A 24,749-nucleotide genomic window follows, 5' to 3' on the forward strand; every position below is an offset into this window, starting at 1 on the left:
TTGCTTCTATAAATTTAAATTTCTATAAGAGATCGACCTGCACGCCATCTTGTATCTCAAGAAAAACAGTGTGTCTTGTGTTTATTGTATTTCCATTGATGGTTTCTTGGCGATTAAATGTCGCTTTATAGACTTGATTTACTGCGTCACCTTCACTTGTAACATCTACTTTGTTGTATATGTCACCGACAACACTATGTTTTCTATTTAGCGTAGCAACATCAGCTTTTGTAGCTTTTACAAAGTCATGTGTGAGCTGTACTAAGTCTTTGCTGTCGCCTATGACTTTTAATACTGTATTTACACTCTCACTAGCTACACTATTGCTTGCATCCCTTGTGTTTCTGCTATCAATAATATCAAAGACACCATCTGGGCTAAATTTTATAGATACCGCTTGATCGGCACTGCCTAGTTGAATCTTTTCAAAGTTATTTATCTTTTTAACATTATCTAAATTTGAAAAATCCACATCATCAACTACTATCAGAGTATCCACGCCACCTCTACCATCTATCGCCCTACCCTTACTATAAACAAAGGCATCGTCTAGGTTGCCACCTTTTATATCACCCTCTTGTCTTAGATATATTAGATCGCCAAAATTTGATTCGCCGTATTTACTAGCGTCACTTAGCTCGTAAGAATTTGTAGTCCCTATCTTTTTTACATGTCCATGTTGGATAAGTGCTTCAACATAATTATTACTAAAAAGATGCGTGCCGCTACCTTGTGCTCCAACTAGCATAGATGAAGGATATGGATCTTGGGGGCCATAAGTATTTGCCACACTTTTTGGAAGCATATATAAAGATAAGTTCATCTCACCGGTTCCGTCCATATACTCCATGTCAAATTTATAAAAACCAGCCTTATCAAATGTAAAATCCCTACTCCACCACTGGCCATTTTTACCATATGATGCTTCCGTAGCTGGGTTTATATACGTTGTTGGGCTTCCAAATTTTTGTGTCGTTCCATTTATAGTAAGCTCTGCATAGTTATGTAAGTCTGCTGCTCTCACAGAATATATTCCAGGTGCACTTACATATATCCAGCCATTCATCTTCATAACAATATCAGATCCGACAGGATTTGACTCACCAAGGGTATAATTGCCGGGTCTGCCTTTTAAAACACCATTTGCAAAGCCTATGTTATCACCAGTACCAGCAGCAGTATCGACGTCATTTCTAAATTTCTTTGGTGCATATGGATTAGACGCATCATATAAGGCACTATCTCCATGTCTACCAACTCTAGCTAAATCCTCCGCATGCATATTTCCTTGATTAGACAAAGTCTTATAGTGTGTTCCTGAAGCAAACTGCACAACATCGTAGGTAGTAGAGGCGCTTGGAGAATAAATTTCCATATAGTCTTTATAGATAGGCTTGCCGCCCTGCGTACTATAAACACCGGAATTGTTACCAACCCTAGCTCTCCATGACGGATCTACATAGTTGTAAAACCACATATCAGCATCAAGACCGCTATTGCCAATAAATGTAACAGTGCTAATAGATACGTTTCCTGCGGTGTCAGAATTTTTTATCATAAAATTTGCCCCAGTGCTATTGGCTGATAGGGCAAAATTTTCAGAATAGCTATGTGTATTATCAAGAGACGAGCTTTTGTGAACAGAATTTAGCAAGTCATAAAGATCAACTTTATTTATGGTATTTTTATTAAGAGTGTTGTTACCATTTGAGTCGGTTCCGATACTACCTGAAATATCTACACTAGTAACATTAGACGTGGCATTTGGTGTAGCTATCGCATCTGGAGTAGCATCAAGATCGACTCGGACCAAGAGATCATCATCTTTTGTTTCATCACTTTTTAAAACAGTCGCTCTAATATTTGAATATCTTTCATCTAGCTTTATCCCAAGCGCTTCAAAGTCCATATTTACACGCTTGTCTGCACCTACAACTAGGTCTATATAGTTTTGTCCGTTTGGTAAAATTTTAGCATTACCAAGATCATCTTCAAGAGCTAAACGAAGCTTGGTTCCAGGAGCACGGTCTACACCAAAGACTATATTGGGTTGCTCATCGTTAGTAAGCGAAATGTTATACTCTTTTATAGTTTTGCTCTCATTATCAAAGTTATTTTTCTGAATAACTTTTTCATTATCTCCTGCTCTTAAGTATTTTGCAATATTTATAACTCCGCCGTCTATCTGCGTAGCAAGCTTTACATCATCAATATACTCTAAAATTCCAAAGTCAAATAATCTACCACGGATGCCATCAGTCGTCGTAGCCTCGCCAGGTGTTGTAATAGTCGCTCTAACCGGCGTAGAGTGATCCATGGAAATAGGAACGCCTGGTATGCTAAATTTACCACCAGCTATTGGAAGTGATGCTGAGCCATTGCTTGGTATGGCTGTTAGCCCGTCATCGCTTATTGTATACCTAACGGTTGTGGTAACGGATGGTATGGTAGGAGTCGAGATCGTGACGTTTATATTGCTTCCTGGTTTTGTATTGTTAGGTAGGTAGATATCAAGATCACTTTGGGTTGACGGCGAGCCTGAAGGAGTCGTTATGCTATCTATCAACCCATCACCGTCATTATCCCTTGCAAATTGCACCTTTATACTATTATCTAGAGTTATCTTGTCTGTGACTGGGGCTGCTTTATTGCCAGCTTTGTCAGTAAATGTGGTTGTAAAATTTGTAGTAAGCCCATAAAGTCTTGTGGTGGTCTCTATGGTGCCATTATTTACACTGATAGGCACGCCATCATCTCTTGTTGCACTATATACACCAGACGCATTTTGAGAAATTTTAATAGTGATTTTATCTGTTTTACCATCACTTCCTGCGATATCTATCTCAAATTTATCACCATCTCTTGTATCATTTGGAATTTTTATCTTTATAGATGTTTTTACGCCATCAGGACTAAAACCACTCTCCTTACTAGTTAGAATGCCGTCTTTATCGCCATCTTTTGCAAACTGCACATGCGGAGATTTTATAGGTGCAACTATGTCACTTGAAATTTCACTCACACTTGAAGCTTTTGGAGTACCAGTCGTTCCGTCAATGATCGTCGTGCTTAGTCTTTTTCTGCTTGGATCACTCGAGTTTGTTGGATCAGTGATTGTGATCTTGCCATTTTCGATAGGAATGATCTCTGTACCACCATCAAGTGTAGCACTAAGTCCGTCAGGTGCGATAGTATATGTCTTTGTTACGCTTGTTGGTGTACTAGCTGGATCATCAACTTTTATACGGATCTTATCGCCAACTACGGCATTGTTTGGTATATAAATATCTATCGATAAGGCCGTACCGCCACTTTTTGTAAGCTCGGCTAAATTTATAATCCCATCTTTATTCTCATCAAGAGTAAAAACAGCGATTGGATCGTTGTTGTTTGCTATGGTCATGGTTTCAGTTGGACCTGGATTGCCCGACTTACTTATCATTTGGATATTTACATTTGTTGGAGTTGAAGATGAAATTTTAACCGCATTTGCTACGTTAAAACCGACATTTCCGCCACTCTCGCTTGTAAGCGGATAGCTCTCACCACTCTCTTTATCTATAAGCGTGTTTTGTGATGTTTTAACCAGCACTTTTTCATGTAAAGTTCCGTCAGGATCGGTAGTCGTTAGCTTTATCCTATCGCCTATTTTCATATTTGGCGACAAGATGATCTTTGCATCATTACTTGGTGTGCTAACTGCTGGATTAAAGCTATTTTCGCTTGCATCTATGACGCCATCGCCGTTTAAATCTTTTCCAAAAACGACCTTTTTGAAGCCAAGAGTCGGAGTGATTGTATCAACGCTTGCAGTTGCCTTTGCCACAGATGAGTTAGTGCCATTTGCCAGAGTGATACTAGAATTTACACTAAATGTAGCATTTGGAGTGACAGCGACACTTGGAATGATAAATTCTTTTTGCTCTGGGTTTGTGGCATTTGACGAAATAGGTAAAATTTCACTTGGATTATTTATATTTATCACGCTTGTGCCAGCTTGATCAACCTTATAAACAAGCATGGTCTTTACACCGTTATCTACAACTTCCAATGTCACTTTGTCGTTTGGCTTGAAGTCATTATTAAAAGTAACCGCCATACCAGTATGATTTGCATCGCCGCCTGCTTCTGCAATATTTATATAGCCGTCGCCATCAATGTCTTTTAAAATTCTAACACTTGGTGCCGCAATAACCGGAGCACTCTCTTTTTGCTCTACCGCTGATACCGCGCCGCTAATAGACCTATGTGCCAATGCCAACTCTTTTAATATGACTGGCAGTACAACTGCACCACCATAAACACCAATAATATTTGAGATGTGACCTTGTGTATCAAAATTTAAACCATTTATGCTTGCAAAGCTACTACTGTGGCTTGAGCCATGAGAACTATAACTTGCGTTATGAGGGCTGTCGTCTTCGCCTTTGTTTTTTATTTCTTCATTCTCAACAAGAAAATTTCTCTTATCTTCTTCTATCTGTGCTTCACTGCCTTGTGTATTAAAATTTGCTTTTGATAGCTCTTTTGTGATGATAATAGTTTGGGGCTCAAGTAGCGTGATAGGCGAAGCGTGATAGAAATTTATAATGACTGTATCACCACTACTTTGTGTTATGATCTCGTCGCCTAAAAATATCTCATCACCTTGCTTTAAAGCGGTCAATTTTCCGTCGCGTTTTACAAATACTTTTCCGCTTATTTTTGCAACAATGCCAACGTTTTGCATATTTAGTCCTTTAAATTTAATAATCAATCCATTTAAAATTTCACGCGATTATAGCTAAAAAATATTTTATATAAATAAAAGAATTTACATAATAAATTTTATTATTTTGACCTATTTTTATATTTAAAAAATAAATTAAGTTTTTATAAAATGCTAAAAAAAATGCTCTTTATTTATAATAGAATAATAGATTTTAAGAATTCCCACGCCAAAAGACGTGGGATAAATTTTACGCTATCTTGGTAGCGTCGATGATGTTTAGATCAAGTCCAAGATCTTCAACAGATAGTCCAAGTGCAAGACCTACAAGCTGAGATAGGTGAATGATTGGCTTTCTCACATTTGAGTGGTTTTCATCTTGATATCTCTCTTGGTAGATGTCAAGTTGCATTTGACAAAGTGGGCATGGTGTGACAACTACGTCAGCGCCATTTTCATCGGCGTTATTTACGATCTGGCTTGACATTTTTCTTACAGATGTGCCAGCTGGATAACTAGCGTGGAAACCGCAGCAGTCAAGTCTTTTCTCAAACGGCACGATAGTAGCACCAAGTGCGCTTACAACAGTTTCAAAGCTCTTTGGATTGACTGAGCTTTCCCTGTTATGAAGATCTTTTTCAGGTCTTAAGCTGTGACAGCCATAAAATAGTGCTACTTTTAGCCCACTAAGTGGCTTAACAACCTTTGCTCTTAGCGTTTCTACGTTTTGATAAAGCACCCAAAGAAGGCTTGTGATCTCGGTTGAGCCATTATATTTCATATTGCCCTCAGCCAAGAAAGTATTTATACGATCCTTTGCACCCTTATCAAGCGTAGTTTTAGCTCTTGTTAGAGTTAGCATACAAGTTGAGCATGTCGTAAGCATCGGCATATTCATCTGCTCTGCAAGCGCTATGTTTCTAGCATTTGCCACAAGTGTAGCGATAGGATCGACGTCTTGTGCTTGTTGAGCCCCACAGCAGCTCCAGCCCCTTATCTCGTGAAGCTTCCAGCCAAGTATCGGAGCGATAGCCTCAAGCGACATCTTAGCCTCTTTAGCTGCTTGAGAGAGTACGCATCCTGGGAAAAAAGCGAATTCGTTTTGCATAATTACTCCTTACTAGCAGCTTTGCGAGCCGCATTTATCATTTTTACTAGATCATCATGTCCTTCAATGTCCTCTTCGCCGAAAATATGAAGCGGATTCATCTTACCTGCAAGCATTAAATTTGCAGCGATATCCATTTTGCCCATATTTCTAAACACTCCCTCAGAGCGAAGTGCAAGCTTGATCTCATTTAGTCTGCCTGAGCCATCAACTAGATCGGTTAAAAACGCCTCAGCATGATCTGGTCCCATACCATCATCAAAGCCTTTTTGTATAGCCATAATGCGAAGATCAGTTATGTCTTTACATGCGCTTATGCCTTTTGGACAGCGATCAGCGCACTCTTGGCACTTTACACACATCCAAAGGCCATTATCTATAGCTGGTTTTAGGTGCGGCATAGGATCTTTACTACGTGAGTCAAATGCCGCTCTATAAGCATGCACAAATACAAATGGCTGCATATAATCGCTCGCATCAGCTTCAAGTTTATTACACTCACTAGCGCACGCTCCGCAAAGTATGCAGTCCCATTCAAGCGCTACTTTTTCATACTCTTTTTGACTTTGCTTACAGCCTTTTTCTGCGCTAAATTCTGACTTAGCAGTAATGCTAGGCTTTATCTTGCGTAAATTTTCGATACTTGGCTCCCAGTCCACCATAAGATCAGAGATGACCCTGAAATTTCCAAGTGGAGAAATTCTTATGCTCTCTGGGTTATCATACTCAGCTAAAAGCTCATTCATCTTCGTATCGCAAGCTAGATACGAGTGTCCATTTACCCTAACAGCGCACGCTCCACATATCGCTGAGCGGCAAGATGCTGTGAAATTTAGCGTCGCATCCTTTTTTTGTTTGATATCAAGAAGCACTGTTAAAAGAGTTTTGCCTTTGATCTCTTCATTTGTTAGCTCATAAGTTGATTCATATTTTTTAGTTCCGTCAAAACGGTCGATAATAATTTTCATCCTAGCTCCTTACTCTGGCTTCTTGCCGTCAAGTGAAAATATGCCTGTCACAACGTCTTTGTAACTAAGCTCAAGCTTGCCGTCTTTTAGTGTGACTATGCTATGTTTTAAGAAATTTACATCATCTCTTTTTGGATAGTCCTCTCTTGTGTGAGCGCCACGGCTCTCAAGACGATTTTGCGCTGCAAGGCATGCTGCACGAGAAAGAAGTATAAGGTTGCCAAGCTCGACATAGTCGGTAAATGCTGTGTTCATGACTGGGTTTTTATTTGGCACTTTGATGGTGTCATATTTTGCTTGGATAGCTTCAAGGTTTTTAGAGAGCTGATCAAGTTTTGCACCAGTTCTAAAGATACCCATTAGATCCCAGTTGTTTTTACCAAGCTCTTCACGAAGTGCGTACATATCATTTACGCCGCCCTCGCCTGTTGCTATGGCTTTAAATTTATCTTGCCACATTTTTGCTAGCTCAGAAGTCTTTTTGCCGCTTGCAAATTTTGCATTTTGCGCATAAGCTCCAGCACCCTTGCCAGCTAGATCGCCAGTCACAACTGCGTCAGTTAGGCTGTTTCCACCAAGGCGGTTTGCACCGTGGATAGATACGCATGAAGCCTCACCACCTACGTAAATTCCAGGGATTTTTGTGCTCATATCATCAAATTTAGCTACCTCTATGCCACCCATTGAGTAGTGAGCTGTTGGGCGGATAGGCACTGGTTGCTCGATTAGATCGATATTTTGGAAAAGCATAGCAGTGTGGCGAATTTTTGGAAGCTTTTTCATAATAGTATCTTTGCCAAGGTGGCGAACGTCACAAAGCACATAAGCGCTCATGCCCTCACCAAAGCCTCTGCCTTCGCGAATTTCTGTCTCGATCGCACGAGCGACGACGTCACGAGGAGCCAGCTCCATCTTTTCGTGATAGTTTTTCATAAAGCGCTCGCCCTTGTTGTTTAACAAGTATCCGCCCTCGCCGCGAGCAGCTTCAGTGATTAGTGTGCCGCCATTTTGAACGCCAGTTGGGTGAAACTGAAGCATCTCGGGATCTTCAAAACCAAGACCTGCTTTAAGCGCAGCAGCGATGCCATCACCAGTTGCTATAAATGGAACTGATGTGCGGTTATAAAAAATTCTAGTGTATCCGCCAGTTGCGATAACAAGAGATTTGCAAAGAACTGGGTAAATTTGACCATCTTGGATGTTGCGAAGAACGACGCCTTCGACCTTGCCATCCTCAAGACCGATCTCAAGTAGCTCATGGTCCATTAAAAATTTAACACCGGCTGTGATAGCGTCGTCAAGACAGGCGTGCATCAAAATGTGGCCAGTTTTATCAGCCGCGTAGTTACAGCGTTTTTTACTAGCGCCACCCATGAAGCGAAACGCAACATCACCATTATCTTTACGGGACACGTCACCATTATCTATACGAGAAAAGAGCATGCCATTGTGGTCTAGCTCGTGGATGACTGCGCCTGCTGCCTCGCAAAATTTCACAACTGCATCTTGATCAGCAAGATAAGCCGCACCTTTAACTGTGTCATAAGCGTGAAGCTTGAAGCTATCGCCATTACTAAAGTCAGTAACGCCGTTTATTCCGCCCTCCGCCATACAGGTCGCATTGCGAGATGGCATCATCTTTGTAGCAACAACGACGGTTGAGTTTGGATATTGCTTGCGAACGGCTGTTGCTGCACGAAGTCCGGCACCACCAGAGCCGATTATTAACACATCAACAGATGGTAAGCCACTTTCATTGCCTTTTGGCAACTCATCAGCAAAAACATTGGTCGCACCAGCCGTTGTAGCTAGCGCACCTACGCTGATACAGGCACTTTGTAGAAATTCTCTTCTGGTAAATTTTTCACTCATTGATAACTTCCTATCTTAGTAAATTTTTAGCGTTTAAAACGCACCGCCAGTTTATTTCTTAATATTTTTTAAAACAACTATATTAATTAAATAATTAATAATGAAACATTACATTAAATTTACTTAAAAGAAACATAAAGATTTATTTTAGATTAAGAAATGAGAGCTGATATTAAAATCAAAAAGGATAAAATGGGCTTTTTTAGGCGGTTTATATAAATTTAGCGGTAGAAATTTTATAAGATGTATAAAAATTTCTACCAATTTGAAGTTTATTTTTATTTTTGAGTTTTTAAGCTTTAAAAGCTCTTTTTTATGATATTAGAAAGATAAATTTACTTTTATACTTAAATAAATATATTAAATATAATAAATAACATTATTTTTGTCCTATTATCAAAATTCACCCTTTGGGTGCAAAATTTCTTTTATCTCGCTATCACTTAGCTTGTAGTTATAAAATCTCTCGTAAAACTCTTTTGTTTTTTGCTCTAAATTTAGATCGCTAAACTGCTCTGGGTAAAATGTCTTAGCTAGCCAAAGCGGATAAAGCGCGCCCTCAGCACTTCTTACACTCCAAAGATAAACGCCACTTGGCACTACAAAAATTTGCCCATTTTGCACAGCTTTTAGCTTGGCAAATGACGCGTTTTTAGCGATAGTATCGGCACTTTTTTGCGAATTTGTGATGATGATATCTGGGTTAAAGATGATGACTTGCTCTTCATTTATTGCTTTTGAAATTTTAAAATCACCATCGCTTAGCTCTGAGCTTAAATTTATACCGCCAGCTACGCTAATATACTCAGCACCGATATCCTTTGAGCTAATGGTGCTAAAGTTTCCTGAGTTGTAGTTAAGCACCAAAACTCTCTTTTTTGGTGTTAAATTTGCCGTTTTTTGGCTTACAAGTTTTATGTTATCGTTAAAATATTCATTAAACTCACGCGCTCTTTTCACGCTCTTTTCGCCCCAAATTTCAGCGATCTTGCTAAAGCTATCTTGTAACTCTTTGATGCTTTGAAATTTATCTATCTTTACAACTGCGATGCCAGCGCTCTCAAGCTGAGCCTTGCTATTTTCATCAAACATCATACCAACTGGCCCAAAAACAACTTGCGTTTTTGACGCGATGATCGTCTCGACGCTGCTGCTTAGCATGCCACTTTTGTTGTTGTTACTCTTTATCTTTGGAAAAATTTTTGACATTAGTGGAGGCAGTTTTGGCGCACCGCTAATTATATGATCTTCGTTGCCAAGCATCGCAGAGACATGCACAAATGCCCCTATTAAAGGTGTCGCACGCTCGATCACATCAGGCACTTCTACCTTTTTATTATCGCTATCAAGCACCACTCTTGCTTGCAAACTAACAAGCAAAAAAGCCAAAAGTAAAATTTTCTTAAACATATATTCTCCTTTTAATCCACCATCACACAAGAGTAATGCTCGCGCTCATCGATGATATTTTTTACCACTCGTATATCTACGCCGTAAATTTTCTTTAAATTTTCGCCATTCATCACCTCGCTAGCCTCGCCGTAGATGTAGTTTTTATCCCGTCCAAGCATCGCAACCTTTGCATTTAGATAAAAGACCTGCTCTGGCTGATGAGAGGTGAGGATGATGATGTAGCCTTGCTTTGCGAGCTTTTTTATCTCTTTTAAAACTCGCATTTGGTTGCCAAAGTCTAAATTTGCCGTTGGCTCGTCAAGTAGCATCACCTTTGAGCGTTGCGCTAAAGCCCTAGCTATCAGCACCATTTGCCGCTCTCCACCGCTTAGATCGGTGTAAATTTTATCTTTAAAACTCTCTAAATTTAGCGTCTTTAACGCATCTATCGCTATCTTCTCATCCTCTTTGCTAGGCCGCTCAAATATACCAAGTCTTGCATTTGCACTCATCATCACCACGTCAAAAACGCTAAAGGCAAATGGCGGAGTGTGAGCTTGCGGGACGTAGCTTATAAAGCTTGCTCGCTCCTTCTCGCTCATCTTTAGCGCATCTTTGCCGTCTATTAAAATTTCTCCCCCAAGTGGCTTTAAAAAGCCAAGTATCGTCTTAAACGTCGTCGTTTTGCCAACGCCGTTGCTACCAAGCAGGCAAAAGATGTCGCCATCTTGTAAATTTGCATTGAAATTTTCTATAACGACCTTTTTGTCGTAGCCACAGCTTAAATTTTTTATCTCAAATTTCACGCAAAACCCTTTTTGCTTTTATAGAGCAGATAGACAAAAAGAGGCGCGCCAACTAGCGAAGTGATGACGCCAAGTGGGATCTCACTTGCCATTAGACTGCGTGAAGTGGTATCGACTGTAAGCAAAAATAGCCCTCCGCCAAGCAGCGAAGCTGGAAAGAGCGTGATGAAATTTGCTCCCACGACAAAGCGCATGATGTGAGGAATGACAAGCCCCACCCAGCCCACGATACCGCAAAATGAGACGCAAGTAGCGGTTAGAAGCGTTGAGGCGATGATGATTATGATGTTATAAAATTTCACATTTAGCCCCATCACCCTAGCCTCTTCTTCGCCAAAACTAAGCGTGTTTAGCTTGTAGCGAAGCATAAAAAGTGGCACAAGACAGATCATAACTACGCAAAAAAGCAGAGCCAAATTTTTATATCCGCCACTTCTTGCAAGGCTTCCCATTAGCCAAAAAGTAACTTCTGGCAGCTTATCTTCGCTGTCGGCTAGAAATTTTATAAGCGAGCTAAGCGCTCCAAAAAGAGATGAGATGACGATGTCAGTTAGAACCATCACGAGTAAATTTAGCCTGCCTTTTGCGATGACACTGCTTATAAAAACGACAGCAAAAACCGCAAACAGACCGCAAGCAAATGCGCTAAGCTGCACGCCTATGTAGTTAAAATTTAAGATGATAGCCACGCTCGCCCCCCACAGCTGCGCCACTTGAGACGCCAAGGATGTCAGGCGAAACTAGAGGGTTTTTTAAAAGACCTTGATAGACAGCTCCAGAGCTAGCAAGCGCTGCTCCAACTAAGATGACAAAAAGTACCCTTGGCAAGCGAATGAGCGTAAAGACCGTATATCCTTGCTCGTCGCTTGGTTGCTCGTTTAAAATGCCTGATCTTATAAACTCAAAAATTTGAGCGTAGCTTATCTCGTAGCGTCCGATACCTAATGAAAAAAAGAGCACCAGCAAAAGAAGCGCAAATAATGCGAAAATAATCTTTTTGCTACTCAAATTTCATCTCCCGCACGTCCCACCAGATAAGATAGCTCTTGGTTTCTCTTTTAAATTTAAAGCCGCTTTTGGTCTTTGTGAGGTAGCTTTTTACATTTTCTTTATAAATTTCTTCTTTTTCGGGCGCGATCTCGCCTACGAATCTAAAATAAGAAAACGCCTCTTCAAGGCTAGCAAAATCCCTCTCAAAAATGGTGTCGATTATCTTTAAATTTGGATTTGCTCCCATGTCATAGACGATATTAAAGATAAAGTTATAGCCAAATCTCCTATCGCTAAGACCTGTCTCATTTTCATCTTTTATCCCTTTTAGGAAGTCTTGCCAGAACGTTTTTAAGCTTGGATAATCCATTAAAAAAGAGGTCATCACGACATATTTTTTAGCAAATTTGCAAAGCTTTTTTATATCAAAAAGTCCAACTGAGCGTGATGCTAGCACGATGTCATGTTTTAGCAAATCCTTTAAACTCTGCTCATCACTCCAGTCTTTTTGGATGAAATTTATATTTTTTACCCCAGCCTCTTTTGCATTTTTTTTAGCGTATTCAAGCATTTTTTCAAACGGATCTAGCGCGCTTACACTCTTTGCTAGCTTTGCAAGTGGCACGCTAAGCCTTGCTGGACCACATCCTACGTCAAGCACACTGTCATCTTTTGTGATAGGTAGGTTTGAGAGTAAAATTATTGTAGAAGCCGTCTCCATGCCGGTCATCTCGTTATACATATCTGCGTAATCATCCCAATTTACGCCGCCATCTTTGCCCTTTACTTTTTGCAAAGTAGGCGAAAACACTCGCTCCAAAATCGCTTGATAATCAACCAGCCCTTGCATCTTTTCTCCCTTTGGTTATTTAAATCTGCCCTACGAAAAGGGCAAATTTAAAGAGCCTAAAGCCAAAATAAATTTGGCTTTAGTTTTGGTTTTAGAATTTAACTTGAGCTGAAAGCATGAAGGTTCTGCTTTGTCCTAAGAAAAGTGAGGTTCCTTCTCTGTCTGGTATCTCTCCATTCACGTCAGATGGGAACATTCCCGCCCAGTATTTTTTATTAAAGAGGTTATTTATGTCAAATCTTATAGTTGTCTCTTTGCCTAGCCAAGCTTTTGTAGTGTATCTAGCTCCAACATCTGTTGTGAAGTAGCCATTTACACTATGAGCATTAGCATTGTCGATGTAGCGTTTACCTGTATAGTGGAAATTTGTTGTAAATGCAAGTTTATTTGTGCTAGGAACTGCGTAGTCAAACAAGACATTTGCTTGAAATTTTGGCTCACCAATAACTGTTTTACCCTCAGACACACCGTCTTTAGCATTTTTTATCTTAGCATCAAGAAGTGTAAAGCCACCATACATACTTAAAGTATCAACAAGCTTTCCGCCAGTAGTTAGCTCAAAGCCGCGGTTTCTTTGTGTGCCTTGAACTTTAAAATCTGCACTTGCACCGCTACCAAGTAGGTATGCTACTGGACGTCTGATCTCAAAGATCGCAGCTGATAGATCAAGCTCACCCAGTCTAGCTTTTGCACCGATCTCATATTGTTTGCTTCTAAATGGTTTTACTGTTAAAGTTTCACCTGCTCTAGAGCTGGTATCACCAAATGTATAAGTAGTTCCTTCATTTGAAATACTATCTGCATAAGTAGTATAAAGACTTAAGTTTTCAACTGGCTTATAGATAAGGCTTATACCGTAGTTAAAGCCACTTTTATCGTAATTTTTCTCTTTAGAAGGTCCAATTTATAGCTTGTAAACCAGCTTCTTGAAACTGATAAGATTGTGCTAAAGTAGTCATTGAATTTAATATCATCAACAACAGAAATATTTTTCATATCGCTACTACTACTTTTATATCTGCCACTTCCTTTTGCCACATGTGGATCGTTAAAGATTCTTGGGTTATATAAATTTGACGTACCAAGATTTTTTCTGCCACCTCTATTTCTAGCACTATAAATGGTCCAGCGATATCCATTTGTAGCTACAGCAAAATTATGTGATAAAGAACCTGTTTCAAAATTTGTCAAACATTTTAAGAACCAGCTATCTACATCAAATCTACCAGATGCACCACTGCCACCACTTTTAGTAACTTCATAATCTCCATTTTGATTTAAGAATTTTCCATCGGTGCCATACATATCTCTGATAGCCTTTTGCCACTGATAGCCACCCTCAAAGTACCAGTTCTCTGTTGGAGCGTATTTTAGTTTTATACTAGCTGTCGTTGTTTTAAGGTGATTACCGCCAAAAGACTGCTCAAGTCCTCTTTTAGTATCTTTTACTGGACTTGGCACATTAAAATCAGCTACGCCGTTTGTTAGCGGCATAGTAAATCCACCTGGCATACCTGAGTTTTTATGCTCATAGTGGCTAAAGTTTGTCTCAAGCGTTAAATCTTCTGTAAGATAAAAATCAAGTCCTAGTGAGGCTAAGCGACGAGAGAATTTACTATCTTTAGCATTCTTTTCACCGCCCGAATAGTAAAAGACACCCCTATATCCAACTTTTTCAAATTTGTTTGAAGTACCAAGACCTACGCCTAAATTTGACCTTGAGCTGTAATCGGTCCAGATGATATTTTGAAGTGGAACTGGGCGCTTGCGAGAGTAGAGGAAATATCCAGAAGGCGTAGCTCCGCCGTAAAGCGAACCGGCAAGTCCGTTTTGGATTTGCAAACTCTCAAACATCGCCATAGGTATAGCTGTGGTTGATGAAGCATAAAAACCATCCCAAAGGACGTTACCTACAACTGAGCCTTGAAAACCGCGAGTTTGTGGGCGACCGATCTCAGCTCCACCACGATATTGAATTTGTGCTGAAGGGAAGTATCTAACTGCATCTTCAAAACCTTGAACGCCTTGATTATCAAGAACCTCTTTTGAGATCGTATTTACTTGATAAGGCATATCTAAAACTTTTTTGTCAGCCAAAGGACCAGCGGCTACTCTTTTGCTTAAAATTCCCTCATCGATACCACTCTCGCTTATGTTATCGCCAACTGAATTTACTTCGATACCCTCAAGTTTTGTCGTTTGCACAGCAAAAACTTGACTTAAAAAACCACTGCACATCAAAAGTGCAGCACATGTTGCAACCGAGATTTTGTAACTCAACTTTTACTCCTTTTACAAAAAATTTTACGTCTAAAATGTTACTAAAACAAATCTCAAATATAATTTATTAATTTATTAAATATTTAAAAATATATTTTATTTAAAAAAGCTGAAATAAGGCATTATGAGAACTATTTTTTAAAAATTTTATAGCTTTGATAAGATAAATAGATACTATAAATATAATTTTTTATATCGAAAAGTAATGCTTTAAATTTTAAGAAAAGTAATAATTGATTTTTCTGTTTATAGTAGAATTTTGGCTAAAAATTAGCCAAAATTTATTTTAAAAGCTCTTTTGCGTATTTTAGGCCTAGCTCGTAAGCTTTTGCATTTGCTTCTTTGACCTTAGCTGGTACACTTGTTAGCATCTCTTCACGCACTAAATTTTCATCCATGCATCCACTCATAGCCACAGCCACGCCAAGAGCCACAACGCTTTGAGTGATGACATTTCCGACCTCGTCTTTTGCGATAGAGATGATAGGAATTTCATAAATTTTCCAGCGCTTTTTATCTTCATCGCTCACTTTTACCAAATTTGGCTCGATAACGATCGCACCGCCCTCTTTCACGCCGCTTTTAAAGGCATCGTAGCTTATCTGTGCAGTTGCTAGCATAAATTCTATCTCGCCATCGTTTGCATAAGGATATAAAATTTCTTTCTCATCAAGTATGATATCAACCTTCGTTGGGCCACCACGCACCTGAGATGTGTAGGTAGAGGCCTTGACGCCGTATCCGCCTGCTTTTATCTTGGCAGCCGAGAGGATCTCGCCTGCTAGTATGACGCCCTGTCCGCCAACGCCGACAAATCTTAATTGTGACTTCATGCTAGCTCCTCAAAATTTATCGCCTCGCCGCTCATAGCAGCCCTTCTTACCATGTCGTAAGCCTTGGTATACTCTATCTTCTCTTCATCTTTGTGCAGCACACCAAGTGGGAAAATGCCCTCTTTCTCCTCGTCACTTAGCATGTCAAATTTGATCTTACTCGTCGTACGACCCTTTATCCACTCTAAATTTTTCACTGCCTCGCCCATTTTGTTCTTGCGACCTAAATTTATATGGCAGTTTGAAAATACATCAAAAAAGCTGTATCCATCGTGACTAAAGCCCTCTACAAAGAGCTTTGTGAGCTTCTCTGGCTCGATGACGCTTCCGCGCGCGACAAAGCTAGCGCCTGCAGCGGTTGCGAGCTTACAGGCGTCAAAGCTAGGATCGATGTTGCCGTACTGTGCTGTGACCGTCCACATGCCCTTTGGCGTGGTTGGGCTGGTCTGCGAGTTTGTTAGCGCGTAGATGAAGTTATTTATTAGGATGTGATTTAGCCCGATATTTCGGCGGCATCCGTGTATCGTGTGATTGCCACCGATCGCAAGTCCGTCGCCATCGCCAGTTACCACGATGACGTGCTTGTCTGGGTTTGCCATCTTTACGCCAGTCGCGTAAGCTACGGCTCTGCCGTGAGTTGTGTGGATAGTGTTGCAATCTAAATATCCGCTAAAGCGGCCAGAGCAGCCTATGCCTGAGACCACGCAAACGTCGTTCATATCCCAACCCATGGCGTCAATAGCTCGGATGAGCGCCTTTAGTATGACGCCGTCGCCACAGCCCCAGCACCAAAGAGTAGGCATTTTATCTGTTCGTAAATATTTATCGTAATTAAAAGCCATAAATTTCTCCTATCTTTGCCTCGATCTCGCTTGGACTTATCGGTCTGCCGTTTGCTTTTAGCAGTTTTGCAAAGTCATCTCTTAAGATGATCTTTGAAATTTCGCCACTATACTGGCCTAAATTTAGCTCGCAGACTAAAATTTTCTTAAATTTATTTGATATCTCTTTTAGTTTTTTAGCTGGAGCTGGAAAAAGTGTGAGAGGCTTAAATAGCCCTACCTTTAGCCCTTTTTCGCGTAAATTTAAGATCGCTTGTTTAGCTGAAAGCGCCACGCTACCAAAGGCGATGATGCAAATTTCAGCGTCATTTAGCATAAACTCTTCATATCTCTCGCACTCATCAGTGTGTAAATTTATCTTATTAAACAGCCTATTCATCGAGTATTCAACGATTTTACCATCTTCTGTTGGAAAGCCAGTAGCGCCGTGATGAAGCCCAGTGATATGGTAGTGGTAGCCTTTAAAAAAAGGATTTAGCGTTGCTGGCTCATCTGGTGCGGCCTCGTAAGGTTTATACTCTTTTGGCTCGCCACTAAATTCTCTTCTTTTATAAATTTCTAGCTCACTAATCTCTGGCAAACTAACCCTTGCTTGCATGTGGCCTATCGTCTCATCAAGTAGCAGCATAACTGGCGTCATAAATCTAGCTGCAAGATTAAAAGCTCGAACTGTCTGCGTATAGCACTCCTCAAGGCTGCTAGGAGCCAAAACTATCATATTTACATCGCCATGAGTTGGATTTTTAGCCTGCAAGATATCGCCTTGTGCGACACGGGTTGGCAAGCCAGTTGAAGGGCCGCCACGCATGACATTTACGATGACAAGCGGTATCTCAGCGATAAAGCCAAGACCAATTTGCTCAGCCTTTAGTGAAATTCCAGGTCCTGAGCTAGCAGTCATTGCCTTAGCACCACTCGCACTTGCGCCAAGAGAAACTGAAATTCCAGCTATCTCATCTTCCATTTGTATAAATGTGCCGCCATGTTTTGGCAAAAGTACGCTTAGCTCGTGGGCGATCTCACTACTTGGAGTGATAGGATATCCGCCAAAGAAGTTACAGCCACACTCGACCGCAGCCCTTGCTACTAGGGCATTTCCAGTTGATACTAGCTCTCTCATGCGCTCTCTCCAAGCTTTGCAAATTTATTTGCCTTTACGGCAGCAGCTCGCTCTTTGCTCTCAGCGGTTAGTTTTGCAAATTTAAAGCCTTTTTCAGCCACATAAATGGCAAAATCAGGACAGTGAAGCTCGCAGTCGCGACAGCCTATACATGAGTCAGCATAGACGACCTCTATCATCTTACCAAGTACCGCCTTTGGCTCAAGCCTCATCGCTAGCACGCCTGCTGGGCAGTAGCTCACACAGACATCACAGGCTTTACACCTGCTCTCATCGACCCAAACAGGTACATTTTCTTTTATTATCATCTATATTCCTAATCCAAATTTTCTTTTAAAAATTTAATGTTTTTTCTAATATCAGATTCGCTTTTACTTAGTTGCTCTTGCTCACTTTCATTTATATTTAGCTCTAAAATTTTTTTTAAGCCCTCGCGTCCAAGCCTTACTAGCCTTCCGCAACTTAGCTCATCATCAAGAAGCACGCTAGCACTTAAAATTTCATCACTCTTGCCCATGATCGCTTCACACATTTTCACAACAGCAGCCGCTGGTGCGTAGTAAGCTGAAGTGCCAAGGAGCTTAACGATCTTTGCGCCACCAGTGCTTGTCTCTTTTTTAAGAGTTGCCAACTCATTTTCATTTAAATTTTCGCTGATATTACTAGCTGATACGATCATCTCGTCGTTGTGAGCGCCAATTATCTTTGTCTTTAGCTCTTTTGCATCTTTATCTTTTAGAAGCGCTAGCTCATATCTGCATCTTGCCCCATCTAGTTCACCAGCCATGCCGATCACTTTATTTTTGCTAAAACCACTAAATTTATGAGCCGTCCAGACCATCACATCAAGCGGATTTGTCACGACGATTATCACCGCATTTGGTGCAAATTTTGCGATATTTTGTGCTGTTTGTTTTACAACAACGGCATTTTTAAGGAGCAAGTCCTCTCTTGTTTGACCCTCTTTTCTTGGACTTCCAGCAGTTACCACTACGATATCACTGCCCTCTATTAGCATAAAGTCATCGCCACCGCAAACGATAGTTTTTGCGTTAAACACGCAGCTTGACTGCGCTAGATCGATTGCTTTTGCACGTGCCACATCACCAAATATATCTACAAGCGCGATCTCATCGCAAACTTCTCTCATGCAAAGCGCATAAGCTATGCTTGCACCGACGTTTCCTGCTCCAACTATACTTATTTTCATTTTCTCATCCTATTATTTGATTTAAAATTTTACTTGGTCTCATGACCTCATTTGCTTTTACTTCATCTGGCAAATAATATCCTCCAAATTCCATGCTTGCACCATCATTTTGTCTTAACTCTTTTAGAATCTCATTCTTATTTTTCTCTAGCTCGTCTGCTAAATTTTCAAAAATTTTACTTAAGATCCCGCCACTTTTTGCCATCTCTCTTGCCCAAAATAGCGCTAGATAGAAGTGCGACTCTCTGGTATCAAGAGTGGCGTTTGGTGTTTTATTTTCATCAAGATAGCTAGCAACCGCTCTATTTAGCGCATCACTTAGCTCTTTTGCCTCTTTTTTTTGCTTAGCAAATGCTAGATGCTCGAGCGAAGCACTAAGCGCTAAAAACTCGCCTAAGCTATCCCAAAGCAGGTGATTTCTCTCTTTTAGCTCTTTTACAAGCGTCGGAGCTGTCCCGCCAGCGCCCGTCTCAAACATCGCTCCACCAGCAAGTAGCGGCACAACTGAGAGCATTTTTGAGCTACCACCTAGCTCAAAGATCGGAAAAAGATCGGTTAAATAATCTCTTAAAACGTTACCAGTTACGCTTATAACGTTTTTGCCAGCTCTTATCAAGCTAAGCGTTTTCGTAGTTGCTTGCTCGTAGTTTAAAATTTCAAATTTTACGCCAGCGCAAGCAAATTTTTCTTTAAATTTTTCAAATTTAGCTATCAAATTTCTATCATGAGCACGGCTGCTATCTAGCCAAAATATAAGCTCATCTTTTGAAATTTCGCCTCTTTTTAAGGCAAGCTCAAACCACGCATTTATCGCATCATCTTTTGCCTGCGTCATCCTAAAAATATCGCCACTTTTAACACTAAATTTAAAGACGCTCTTGCCCGCTTCGTCAAAAACTACAAATTCTCCGTCCTCTTTTGCGATAAAAGTCTTATCGTGACTGCCATACTCCTCGGCCTTTTTAGCCATTAGCCCCACGTTTGCTACGCTGCCTATACTGCTTACATCAAGCGCACCATGCTCCTTAAAGTCCGCTACGCAAGCCTCATAAACCCTAGCGTAGGTCCTATCTGGGATCATGCAAAGCGAGAAATTTAGCTCGCCGCTTCTATCTTTTACCTTGCCAGAGTTTCTAATGAGTGCTGGTACGGAGGCGTCTATTATGACGTCATTTGGTATGTCAAAATTACTGGCATTTTCATTTAACGCCCAAATTTTTGCCTTTTTGCTCAAAATTTCATCAAATTTAGCCAAAATTTCATCTTTATTTTTAAGCTGTGAAATTTTAGAAAACATATCTTTTAGTCCGTTTTTTGCCTCCACGCCGTGAGTTTTAAACTCATTGCCAAACAGCTCAAAAACCTCTTTAAAATAACTTTTTATCGCGCGAGCAAAGATGACTGGATCGCTAACTTTCATCATTGTGCATTTTAGATGAAGGCTTAAGGTCAAATCCTCTTTTTTTGCCTCTTCAAAACATCTTTCATAAAATTTATCAAGCTCATTTACGCTTAAATATGTTGCATCTACAATATCGCCACCTTGAACGACAAGCTCTTTTAAAAGCTCTTTTTTGCCATCCAAACTTATGAAATTTACATAAAATTTCTCATCTTTACTGGCGATAATTGAGCGCTCATTCTTATAAAAATCGCCCTTTTGCATGTAGCAAATTTTTGTCTTATTTGTCTTATCCCAGTCGCCATTGCTGTGAGGATGCTTTTTGGCAAATTCTTTAACCGGTGGCAAGACTCTTCTATCTGAGTTTCCTTGCCTAAGCACTGGATTAACAGCACTTCCTAGCACTTTTTGGTATTTTTTAGCGACCTCTTCGTCGTAGTCTGTAATAATTTCATCTGGATAAAAAGGCACGTTTATGCCTTTGCTTCTAAGCTCCTCTATCGCTGCTTTTAGCTGAACAAGCGTGGCTGAGATGTTTGGCAGTTTTATGATATTTGCCTCTTTGTGACTGGTTAGCTCGCCTAAAAGCTCCAACTCATCGACCTTATTTAGTCCAAGCTCTTTGCTAAAAAGAGATAAAATTCTCCCAGCTAGGCTAATATCGGCCCTAGTTATGCTAATGTCAGCGCGTGATAAAAAGCTCTTTACGATAGGAAAGAGAGAGTAGCTTGCAAATAGCGGTGCTTCGTCAGTTTTGGTCCAGATAATGTCACTCATTTTAGCCCTTTTGGTTTTTTAAAATTTATCACTTTCTTTATTAAATCTCGTTGTGTTTTAGGCATTTGCTGCAAATTCTAGCTCTATTTTCCTATATTTTGGTTGTGCTCGCTTAAGGTTTTTGAAAAAATGTGTTTTTTTGCCTTTTTATCAAGCACAAAGTATAAATAATCGCTCTTTGCAGGGTTTATCGCCGCTTTGATCGCACTTATTGAGACCGAGCAGACCGGGCTTGGCGGAATGCCGTCGTTTAGATAGGTATTAAACTCACTCATATCGCTTCTTATGCGCTCAGCCGTGATCACATCGTGTGAATAAATTCCATAGTTTAGTGTGCCGTCCATTTGCAGCCTCATGCCTTTATTTAGGCGGTTATAAATGACTGAGGCGACAAGTGGCATCTCAGCATCATTTGCCGCTTCTTTTTGAATGATCGAAGCGATCGTTAAAATTTTAAACCATTTTTTCTCATTGTATTCGCCAAAAATTTTATTGCTGATCTCGCTTTGAGCCTTTTTTGATGAATTTACAAGATAAAAAGCAAGGTGCCTTTCGCTGATGCTTATTGGAATTTTATACGTATTTGGCATCAAAAAGCCATCACTCACTGGAGCAAGGGCGTTATATTCGCTATTTAGCTTAACTGGGTCAAGTCCTAGCTGAGCAGCGATCTGGTTTAAAAAAACAATAGTCGTTTCGCCTGGTATTAGCGTTATCTCGGTTAAAGCTGCTTTTGACTTTGCAAGTTTTTTTAAAAAATCAACCCTTGAAATTTTGTCTTGGCCGATCTCTATCCAGCCAGATTGCGGAGAGCCGATAAAAAGTATGGCGTATTTGTCTATCACGCTTAAGTTAAAGTTGCGATTAGCTAAATAAGATATAATCTCGCCCACACTTCCCTTTGGTATAAAAACGACCTTGCTTGTGTTTATAGGGCGTGCCAAATAGACAAAAATACTTAGGAAAATGATGGCTACGATATCAAAAAAAATGTCTAAATATGGCTTTTTTATAAAATTTTTTATCATCTTGATTCTTTCATTTATCTTACTTTTAAAATACGGCATAAAAATTAACAATTTCGAGTTTTACGGCGTAAAATTGGAGCAATTATATATAAAATTAGATAAAAAAATAATTGCAAGAGCAAAGCAGATAAGGCTTCCAAATTTTAAGAAAGAAAGCAAGCAAAAAAACAGCGACGAGCGCCTTTTAAACCTTAGTAAAAGCGTAGATTTTATAGATACGATTTTTCAAGAAATTTCACTTGAAAATGTACAAATAGGCGATGATTTTAAACTAAAAATTCTGTTTTTAGATGATATATTTTTTGTTGATAGCCCTTATTTAAACGTGGATATAAAATTCCAAAACGAACAACAAGACGGAATAGATCTTTTTAGCGTTAGAAATTTAAGCTTTAAGGATTTTAACGTCAGCATTAGCGGCGAAGGAAGTGCAGATTTTGATAAAAATGACTATAAATTTGAAGGAAATTTCACCTCTCATGAGCTGCACGGTAAGCTAAATTTTGCCCTAAAAGATACATTTTTAACCTACAAAGCTTATAATGTCGAGGCTGGAAGCATTAAAAACTTCATTGATGAGCTTGATAGACGCATAGAGCTAAATAGTGAAGTTAAAAGCTGGATATATGGATACATCGTTGCTGATGATTACGAGCTAAAAGAGATAAATGGCAAGGCTGATCTAGCTAAAAATAACTTTTATCTAAATGATCTAAATGCCACCGCAAATACTAAAAATTTGCTCGTTAAATTTGAAAAAGGCTTGCCAGCCGTAAATGTAGGTGAGGCAAATATCACGCTTAAAAACTCAAAGCTTAAATTTGATCTTATTTCGCCTATTTACAAGGGCAAAAAGCTTGATGGCTCAAGCGTTGTGATAAATAATATCTTTGATGAAAAAAGCGCAAATTTAGAGCTTTTTATAAAGACAAAATCGATCTATGATGAAGCTATAAACGAGATATTAAAAGCCTATAAGATCATCGTGCCAGTAAGGCAGCTTAGCGGAAAAATGGATGCTAGCTTAAAAATTTTGATAAAGCTTGATGAGAAAAGCTTAGAAAATTTTGATGAAAAAAGCGTCATCGCAAATGGAGAATTTAAGCTAAGTGACGCGGTTTTAGAGATTGCTGGAAGTAAATTTAATACCAAAAATGCTCTCGTAAAGCTCATCAATACGACAAATTTAAGCATCGATGCTACTGGCTTTGGACTTGAGTTTTTTAAGGCAAATGCCAAGGCCGATATAAATTTACAAAAAAGTACTGGCGAGATAAAAGGCGTGATAGAAAGCTTTGATCTAAAAGAGAAAAATGATGAAATTTTAGCCTTTAAAAATGAGCCATTTAGCGCATTTTTAGACTTTAGCAAGGCTGGTGAAACTTTGCTTAAGATAGAGCCATTTGGGCTTGATATGAGCTTTGGCAGTGAAAGTAAAATATCAACAAAAAATAGTAAATTTTTCATAGAGAGCTCGCCTGTTTTAAAGCAAAACGGCGTGCATGGTTTTGATGAACTTAGTATAAAAAGTAAGGATTTTACTGATCTTGAAATTTTTGCCAAAGAGGCAAACTTTGATTTGCCGTTTTTAGATAAAAATGGTTCAAAATATGAAAACGATGATCTTAAAATTTTAGTCTCAAAAGCTGGTGTAAAGGTAGATAGCGCGAGTAAAAAGCTAAGCCTAGACATAAAAGAAAAAGCCATAAGCGTAAAAACTAAAGATCTAAATTTGCTAGTGCTTGACGATAACGAAACCAGTGAGCAAAGCACACCGCTTGAGCTCTTGGCAAGAAACGGCGATATTATTTTAAAAGATTTAAACAAAACACTACCATTTACTAGCTTTAGTGCTGAGAAAAATGGTAAAAGCATCTCACTAAATGGCCTAGCTCAGCAAGGAAGAGTTGGCTATTTTAATGACGAAAAGAGTATAAACTTAGACGCAACCGACATAAGCGGCGAATTTATCAACGATCTTTTTGGTATCAAGAGCTTTGAGGGCGGTAAATTTCGCTTAAAACTTCTTGGAGAAAGCACAAAAGATTTTAAGGCAGAGGTAAGATTTTTTGGAACATATCTTAAGGACTACATCTTTTATCAAAAGTTGCTTAGCTTCCTAAACTCGGTACCATCGCTTCTTAGCTTTAAAACACCTGACTTTAACGACAAAGGCTTTACTGTTAAAAATGGCAAAATTTTACTCACTAGAAAGGGCGATATGATTGAATTTTTAGCGATTGAAATGATAGGAACAAGTGCTGATATCGGCGGACGTGGCACGATCGACCTAAAGAGTAAAAAGATAAACATCGACCTTGAGCTAAAGCTACTAAAAGATGCTAGCAGTATCATTGATAAAATTCCACTGGTAAATCAAATAATACTTGGTAAGGACCGCTCGCTCTCAACCGTCATCGCAATACGAGGCACTACCGACAAGCCTGAATACTCGACGCAGATATTGCAAGACGCCCTGCTCTCGCCACTAAAGATAATAAGAAACGTGATTCAGGCTCCGTTTTTGATATTTGAGTAGTTTAAATCTGCAACGCATGGAAAT

At 39.6% G+C, this 24,749-nt stretch carries 19 protein-coding genes; 1 reads left to right on the forward strand and 18 read right to left on the reverse strand.

Features of this window, described 5'->3' with window-relative positions; translation table 11 throughout:
• Positions 1–22: 22 nt before the first annotated feature.
• From CVS93_RS07870 to mltG, 18 genes are all read right to left on the reverse strand, one after another.
• Positions 23–4,729 (reverse strand): hypothetical protein, encoded by a 4,707-nt coding sequence (locus CVS93_RS07870; protein WP_107687217.1) that lies wholly within the window; start codon positions 4,727–4,729, stop codon positions 23–25.
• Positions 4,730–4,958: 229 nt separating this feature from the next.
• Positions 4,959–5,816 carry an 8-methylmenaquinol:fumarate reductase membrane anchor subunit gene (sdhE, locus tag CVS93_RS07875; protein ID WP_107687218.1) on the reverse strand — a complete coding sequence of 286 codons (858 nt, stop codon included), beginning with the start codon at positions 5,814–5,816 and terminating at the stop codon, positions 4,959–4,961.
• A gap of 2 nt (positions 5,817–5,818) precedes the next feature.
• Complete coding sequence (gene sdhB, locus CVS93_RS07880) at positions 5,819–6,784, reverse strand: 8-methylmenaquinol:fumarate reductase iron-sulfur subunit (protein ID WP_107687219.1); 966 nt, start codon at positions 6,782–6,784, stop codon at positions 5,819–5,821.
• A 9-nt stretch (positions 6,785–6,793) separates the two neighbouring features.
• On the reverse strand, positions 6,794–8,656 hold the full coding sequence (sdhA, locus tag CVS93_RS07885; protein ID WP_107687220.1) for an 8-methylmenaquinol:fumarate reductase flavoprotein subunit: 1,863 nt from the start codon (positions 8,654–8,656) through the stop codon (positions 6,794–6,796).
• Between the two features lie 396 nt (positions 8,657–9,052).
• Entirely contained in the window at positions 9,053–10,066 is a 1,014-nt protein-coding gene (locus tag CVS93_RS07890; RefSeq protein WP_107687221.1) for an ABC transporter substrate-binding protein, read from the reverse strand.
• An 11-nt stretch (positions 10,067–10,077) separates the two neighbouring features.
• Positions 10,078–10,854: an ABC transporter ATP-binding protein gene (locus CVS93_RS07895; RefSeq protein WP_107687222.1), complete on the reverse strand. Its 777-nt coding sequence runs from the start codon at positions 10,852–10,854 to the stop codon at positions 10,078–10,080.
• Entirely contained in the window at positions 10,851–11,567 is a 717-nt protein-coding gene (locus tag CVS93_RS07900) for a FecCD family ABC transporter permease (protein ID WP_234400113.1), read from the reverse strand. The genes CVS93_RS07895 and CVS93_RS07900 overlap by 4 nt, the downstream gene beginning before the upstream one ends.
• Positions 11,521–11,862 (reverse strand): iron chelate uptake ABC transporter family permease subunit, encoded by a 342-nt coding sequence (locus CVS93_RS09965; protein ID WP_234400114.1) that lies wholly within the window; start codon positions 11,860–11,862, stop codon positions 11,521–11,523. The genes CVS93_RS07900 and CVS93_RS09965 overlap by 47 nt, the downstream gene beginning before the upstream one ends.
• Complete coding sequence (locus CVS93_RS07905) at positions 11,855–12,694, reverse strand: class I SAM-dependent methyltransferase (protein ID WP_107687223.1); 840 nt, start codon at positions 12,692–12,694, stop codon at positions 11,855–11,857. Before CVS93_RS07905 ends, CVS93_RS09965 begins: the two co-directional genes overlap by 8 nt.
• A gap of 91 nt (positions 12,695–12,785) precedes the next feature.
• Positions 12,786–13,598 (reverse strand): TonB-dependent receptor, encoded by an 813-nt coding sequence (locus tag CVS93_RS09970; RefSeq protein WP_320205299.1) that lies wholly within the window; start codon positions 13,596–13,598, stop codon positions 12,786–12,788.
• Entirely contained in the window at positions 13,544–14,974 is a 1,431-nt protein-coding gene (locus CVS93_RS07910; protein ID WP_234400115.1) for a TonB-dependent receptor plug domain-containing protein, read from the reverse strand. Before CVS93_RS07910 ends, CVS93_RS09970 begins: the two co-directional genes overlap by 55 nt.
• 281 nt (positions 14,975–15,255) lie before the next feature.
• Positions 15,256–15,807, reverse strand: coding sequence for a 2-oxoacid:acceptor oxidoreductase family protein (locus CVS93_RS07915; RefSeq protein WP_107687224.1), 552 nt, complete (start codon positions 15,805–15,807; stop codon positions 15,256–15,258).
• The gene (locus CVS93_RS07920) at positions 15,804–16,649 is read right to left on the reverse strand and encodes a 2-oxoglutarate ferredoxin oxidoreductase subunit beta (RefSeq protein WP_107687225.1); all 846 of its coding nucleotides are present in this window, start codon (positions 16,647–16,649) and stop codon (positions 15,804–15,806) included. Before CVS93_RS07920 ends, CVS93_RS07915 begins: the two co-directional genes overlap by 4 nt.
• Positions 16,639–17,769, reverse strand: coding sequence for a 2-oxoglutarate synthase subunit alpha (locus CVS93_RS07925; protein ID WP_107687226.1), 1,131 nt, complete (start codon positions 17,767–17,769; stop codon positions 16,639–16,641). Before CVS93_RS07925 ends, CVS93_RS07920 begins: the two co-directional genes overlap by 11 nt.
• On the reverse strand, positions 17,766–18,077 hold the full coding sequence (locus CVS93_RS07930) for a 4Fe-4S dicluster domain-containing protein (protein ID WP_085657315.1): 312 nt from the start codon (positions 18,075–18,077) through the stop codon (positions 17,766–17,768). Before CVS93_RS07930 ends, CVS93_RS07925 begins: the two co-directional genes overlap by 4 nt.
• Before the next feature lie 8 nt (positions 18,078–18,085).
• The gene (locus CVS93_RS07935) at positions 18,086–18,979 is read right to left on the reverse strand and encodes a malate dehydrogenase (protein ID WP_107687227.1); all 894 of its coding nucleotides are present in this window, start codon (positions 18,977–18,979) and stop codon (positions 18,086–18,088) included.
• 4 nt (positions 18,980–18,983) lie between these two features.
• Positions 18,984–21,158 carry an NADP-dependent isocitrate dehydrogenase gene (locus CVS93_RS07940; protein WP_107687228.1) on the reverse strand — a complete coding sequence of 725 codons (2,175 nt, stop codon included), beginning with the start codon at positions 21,156–21,158 and terminating at the stop codon, positions 18,984–18,986.
• Between the two features lie 83 nt (positions 21,159–21,241).
• Entirely contained in the window at positions 21,242–22,186 is a 945-nt protein-coding gene (gene mltG, locus CVS93_RS07945) for an endolytic transglycosylase MltG (protein ID WP_107687229.1), read from the reverse strand.
• 73 nt (positions 22,187–22,259) lie between these two features.
• Between mltG and CVS93_RS07950 the strand changes: the two genes are divergently transcribed.
• Positions 22,260–24,725 carry an AsmA-like C-terminal domain-containing protein gene (locus CVS93_RS07950; protein WP_107687290.1) on the forward strand — a complete coding sequence of 822 codons (2,466 nt, stop codon included), beginning with the start codon at positions 22,260–22,262 and terminating at the stop codon, positions 24,723–24,725.
• Positions 24,726–24,749 lie beyond the last annotated feature (24 nt).

Origin of the sequence: Campylobacter concisus, assembly GCF_003048535.1 — a bacterium.
In the GTDB taxonomy this organism is placed as follows: Bacteria; Campylobacterota; Campylobacteria; order Campylobacterales; family Campylobacteraceae; genus Campylobacter_A; species Campylobacter_A concisus_S.

Coding starts and splice junctions, on each gene's coding strand:
- CVS93_RS07930 (WP_085657315.1), bottom strand. CDS start 18,077: ATGATAATAAAAGAAAATGTACCTGTTTGGGTCGATGAGAGCAGGTGT.
- CVS93_RS07915 (WP_107687224.1), bottom strand. CDS start 15,807: ATGAAGTCACAATTAAGATTTGTCGGCGTTGGCGGACAGGGCGTCATA.
- CVS93_RS07870 (WP_107687217.1), bottom strand. CDS start 4,729: ATGCAAAACGTTGGCATTGTTGCAAAAATAAGCGGAAAAGTATTTGTA.
- CVS93_RS07925 (WP_107687226.1), bottom strand. CDS start 17,769: ATGAGAGAGCTAGTATCAACTGGAAATGCCCTAGTAGCAAGGGCTGCG.
- sdhB (WP_107687219.1), bottom strand. CDS start 6,784: ATGAAAATTATTATCGACCGTTTTGACGGAACTAAAAAATATGAATCA.
- CVS93_RS07890 (WP_107687221.1), bottom strand. CDS start 10,066: ATGTTTAAGAAAATTTTACTTTTGGCTTTTTTGCTTGTTAGTTTGCAA.
- CVS93_RS07920 (WP_107687225.1), bottom strand. CDS start 16,649: ATGGCTTTTAATTACGATAAATATTTACGAACAGATAAAATGCCTACT.
- mltG (WP_107687229.1), bottom strand. CDS start 22,186: ATGATAAAAAATTTTATAAAAAAGCCATATTTAGACATTTTTTTTGAT.
- sdhE (WP_107687218.1), bottom strand. CDS start 5,816: ATGCAAAACGAATTCGCTTTTTTCCCAGGATGCGTACTCTCTCAAGCA.
- CVS93_RS07935 (WP_107687227.1), bottom strand. CDS start 18,979: ATGAAAATAAGTATAGTTGGAGCAGGAAACGTCGGTGCAAGCATAGCT.
- sdhA (WP_107687220.1), bottom strand. CDS start 8,656: ATGAGTGAAAAATTTACCAGAAGAGAATTTCTACAAAGTGCCTGTATC.
- CVS93_RS07940 (WP_107687228.1), bottom strand. CDS start 21,158: ATGAGTGACATTATCTGGACCAAAACTGACGAAGCACCGCTATTTGCA.
- CVS93_RS07905 (WP_107687223.1), bottom strand. CDS start 12,694: ATGCAAGGGCTGGTTGATTATCAAGCGATTTTGGAGCGAGTGTTTTCG.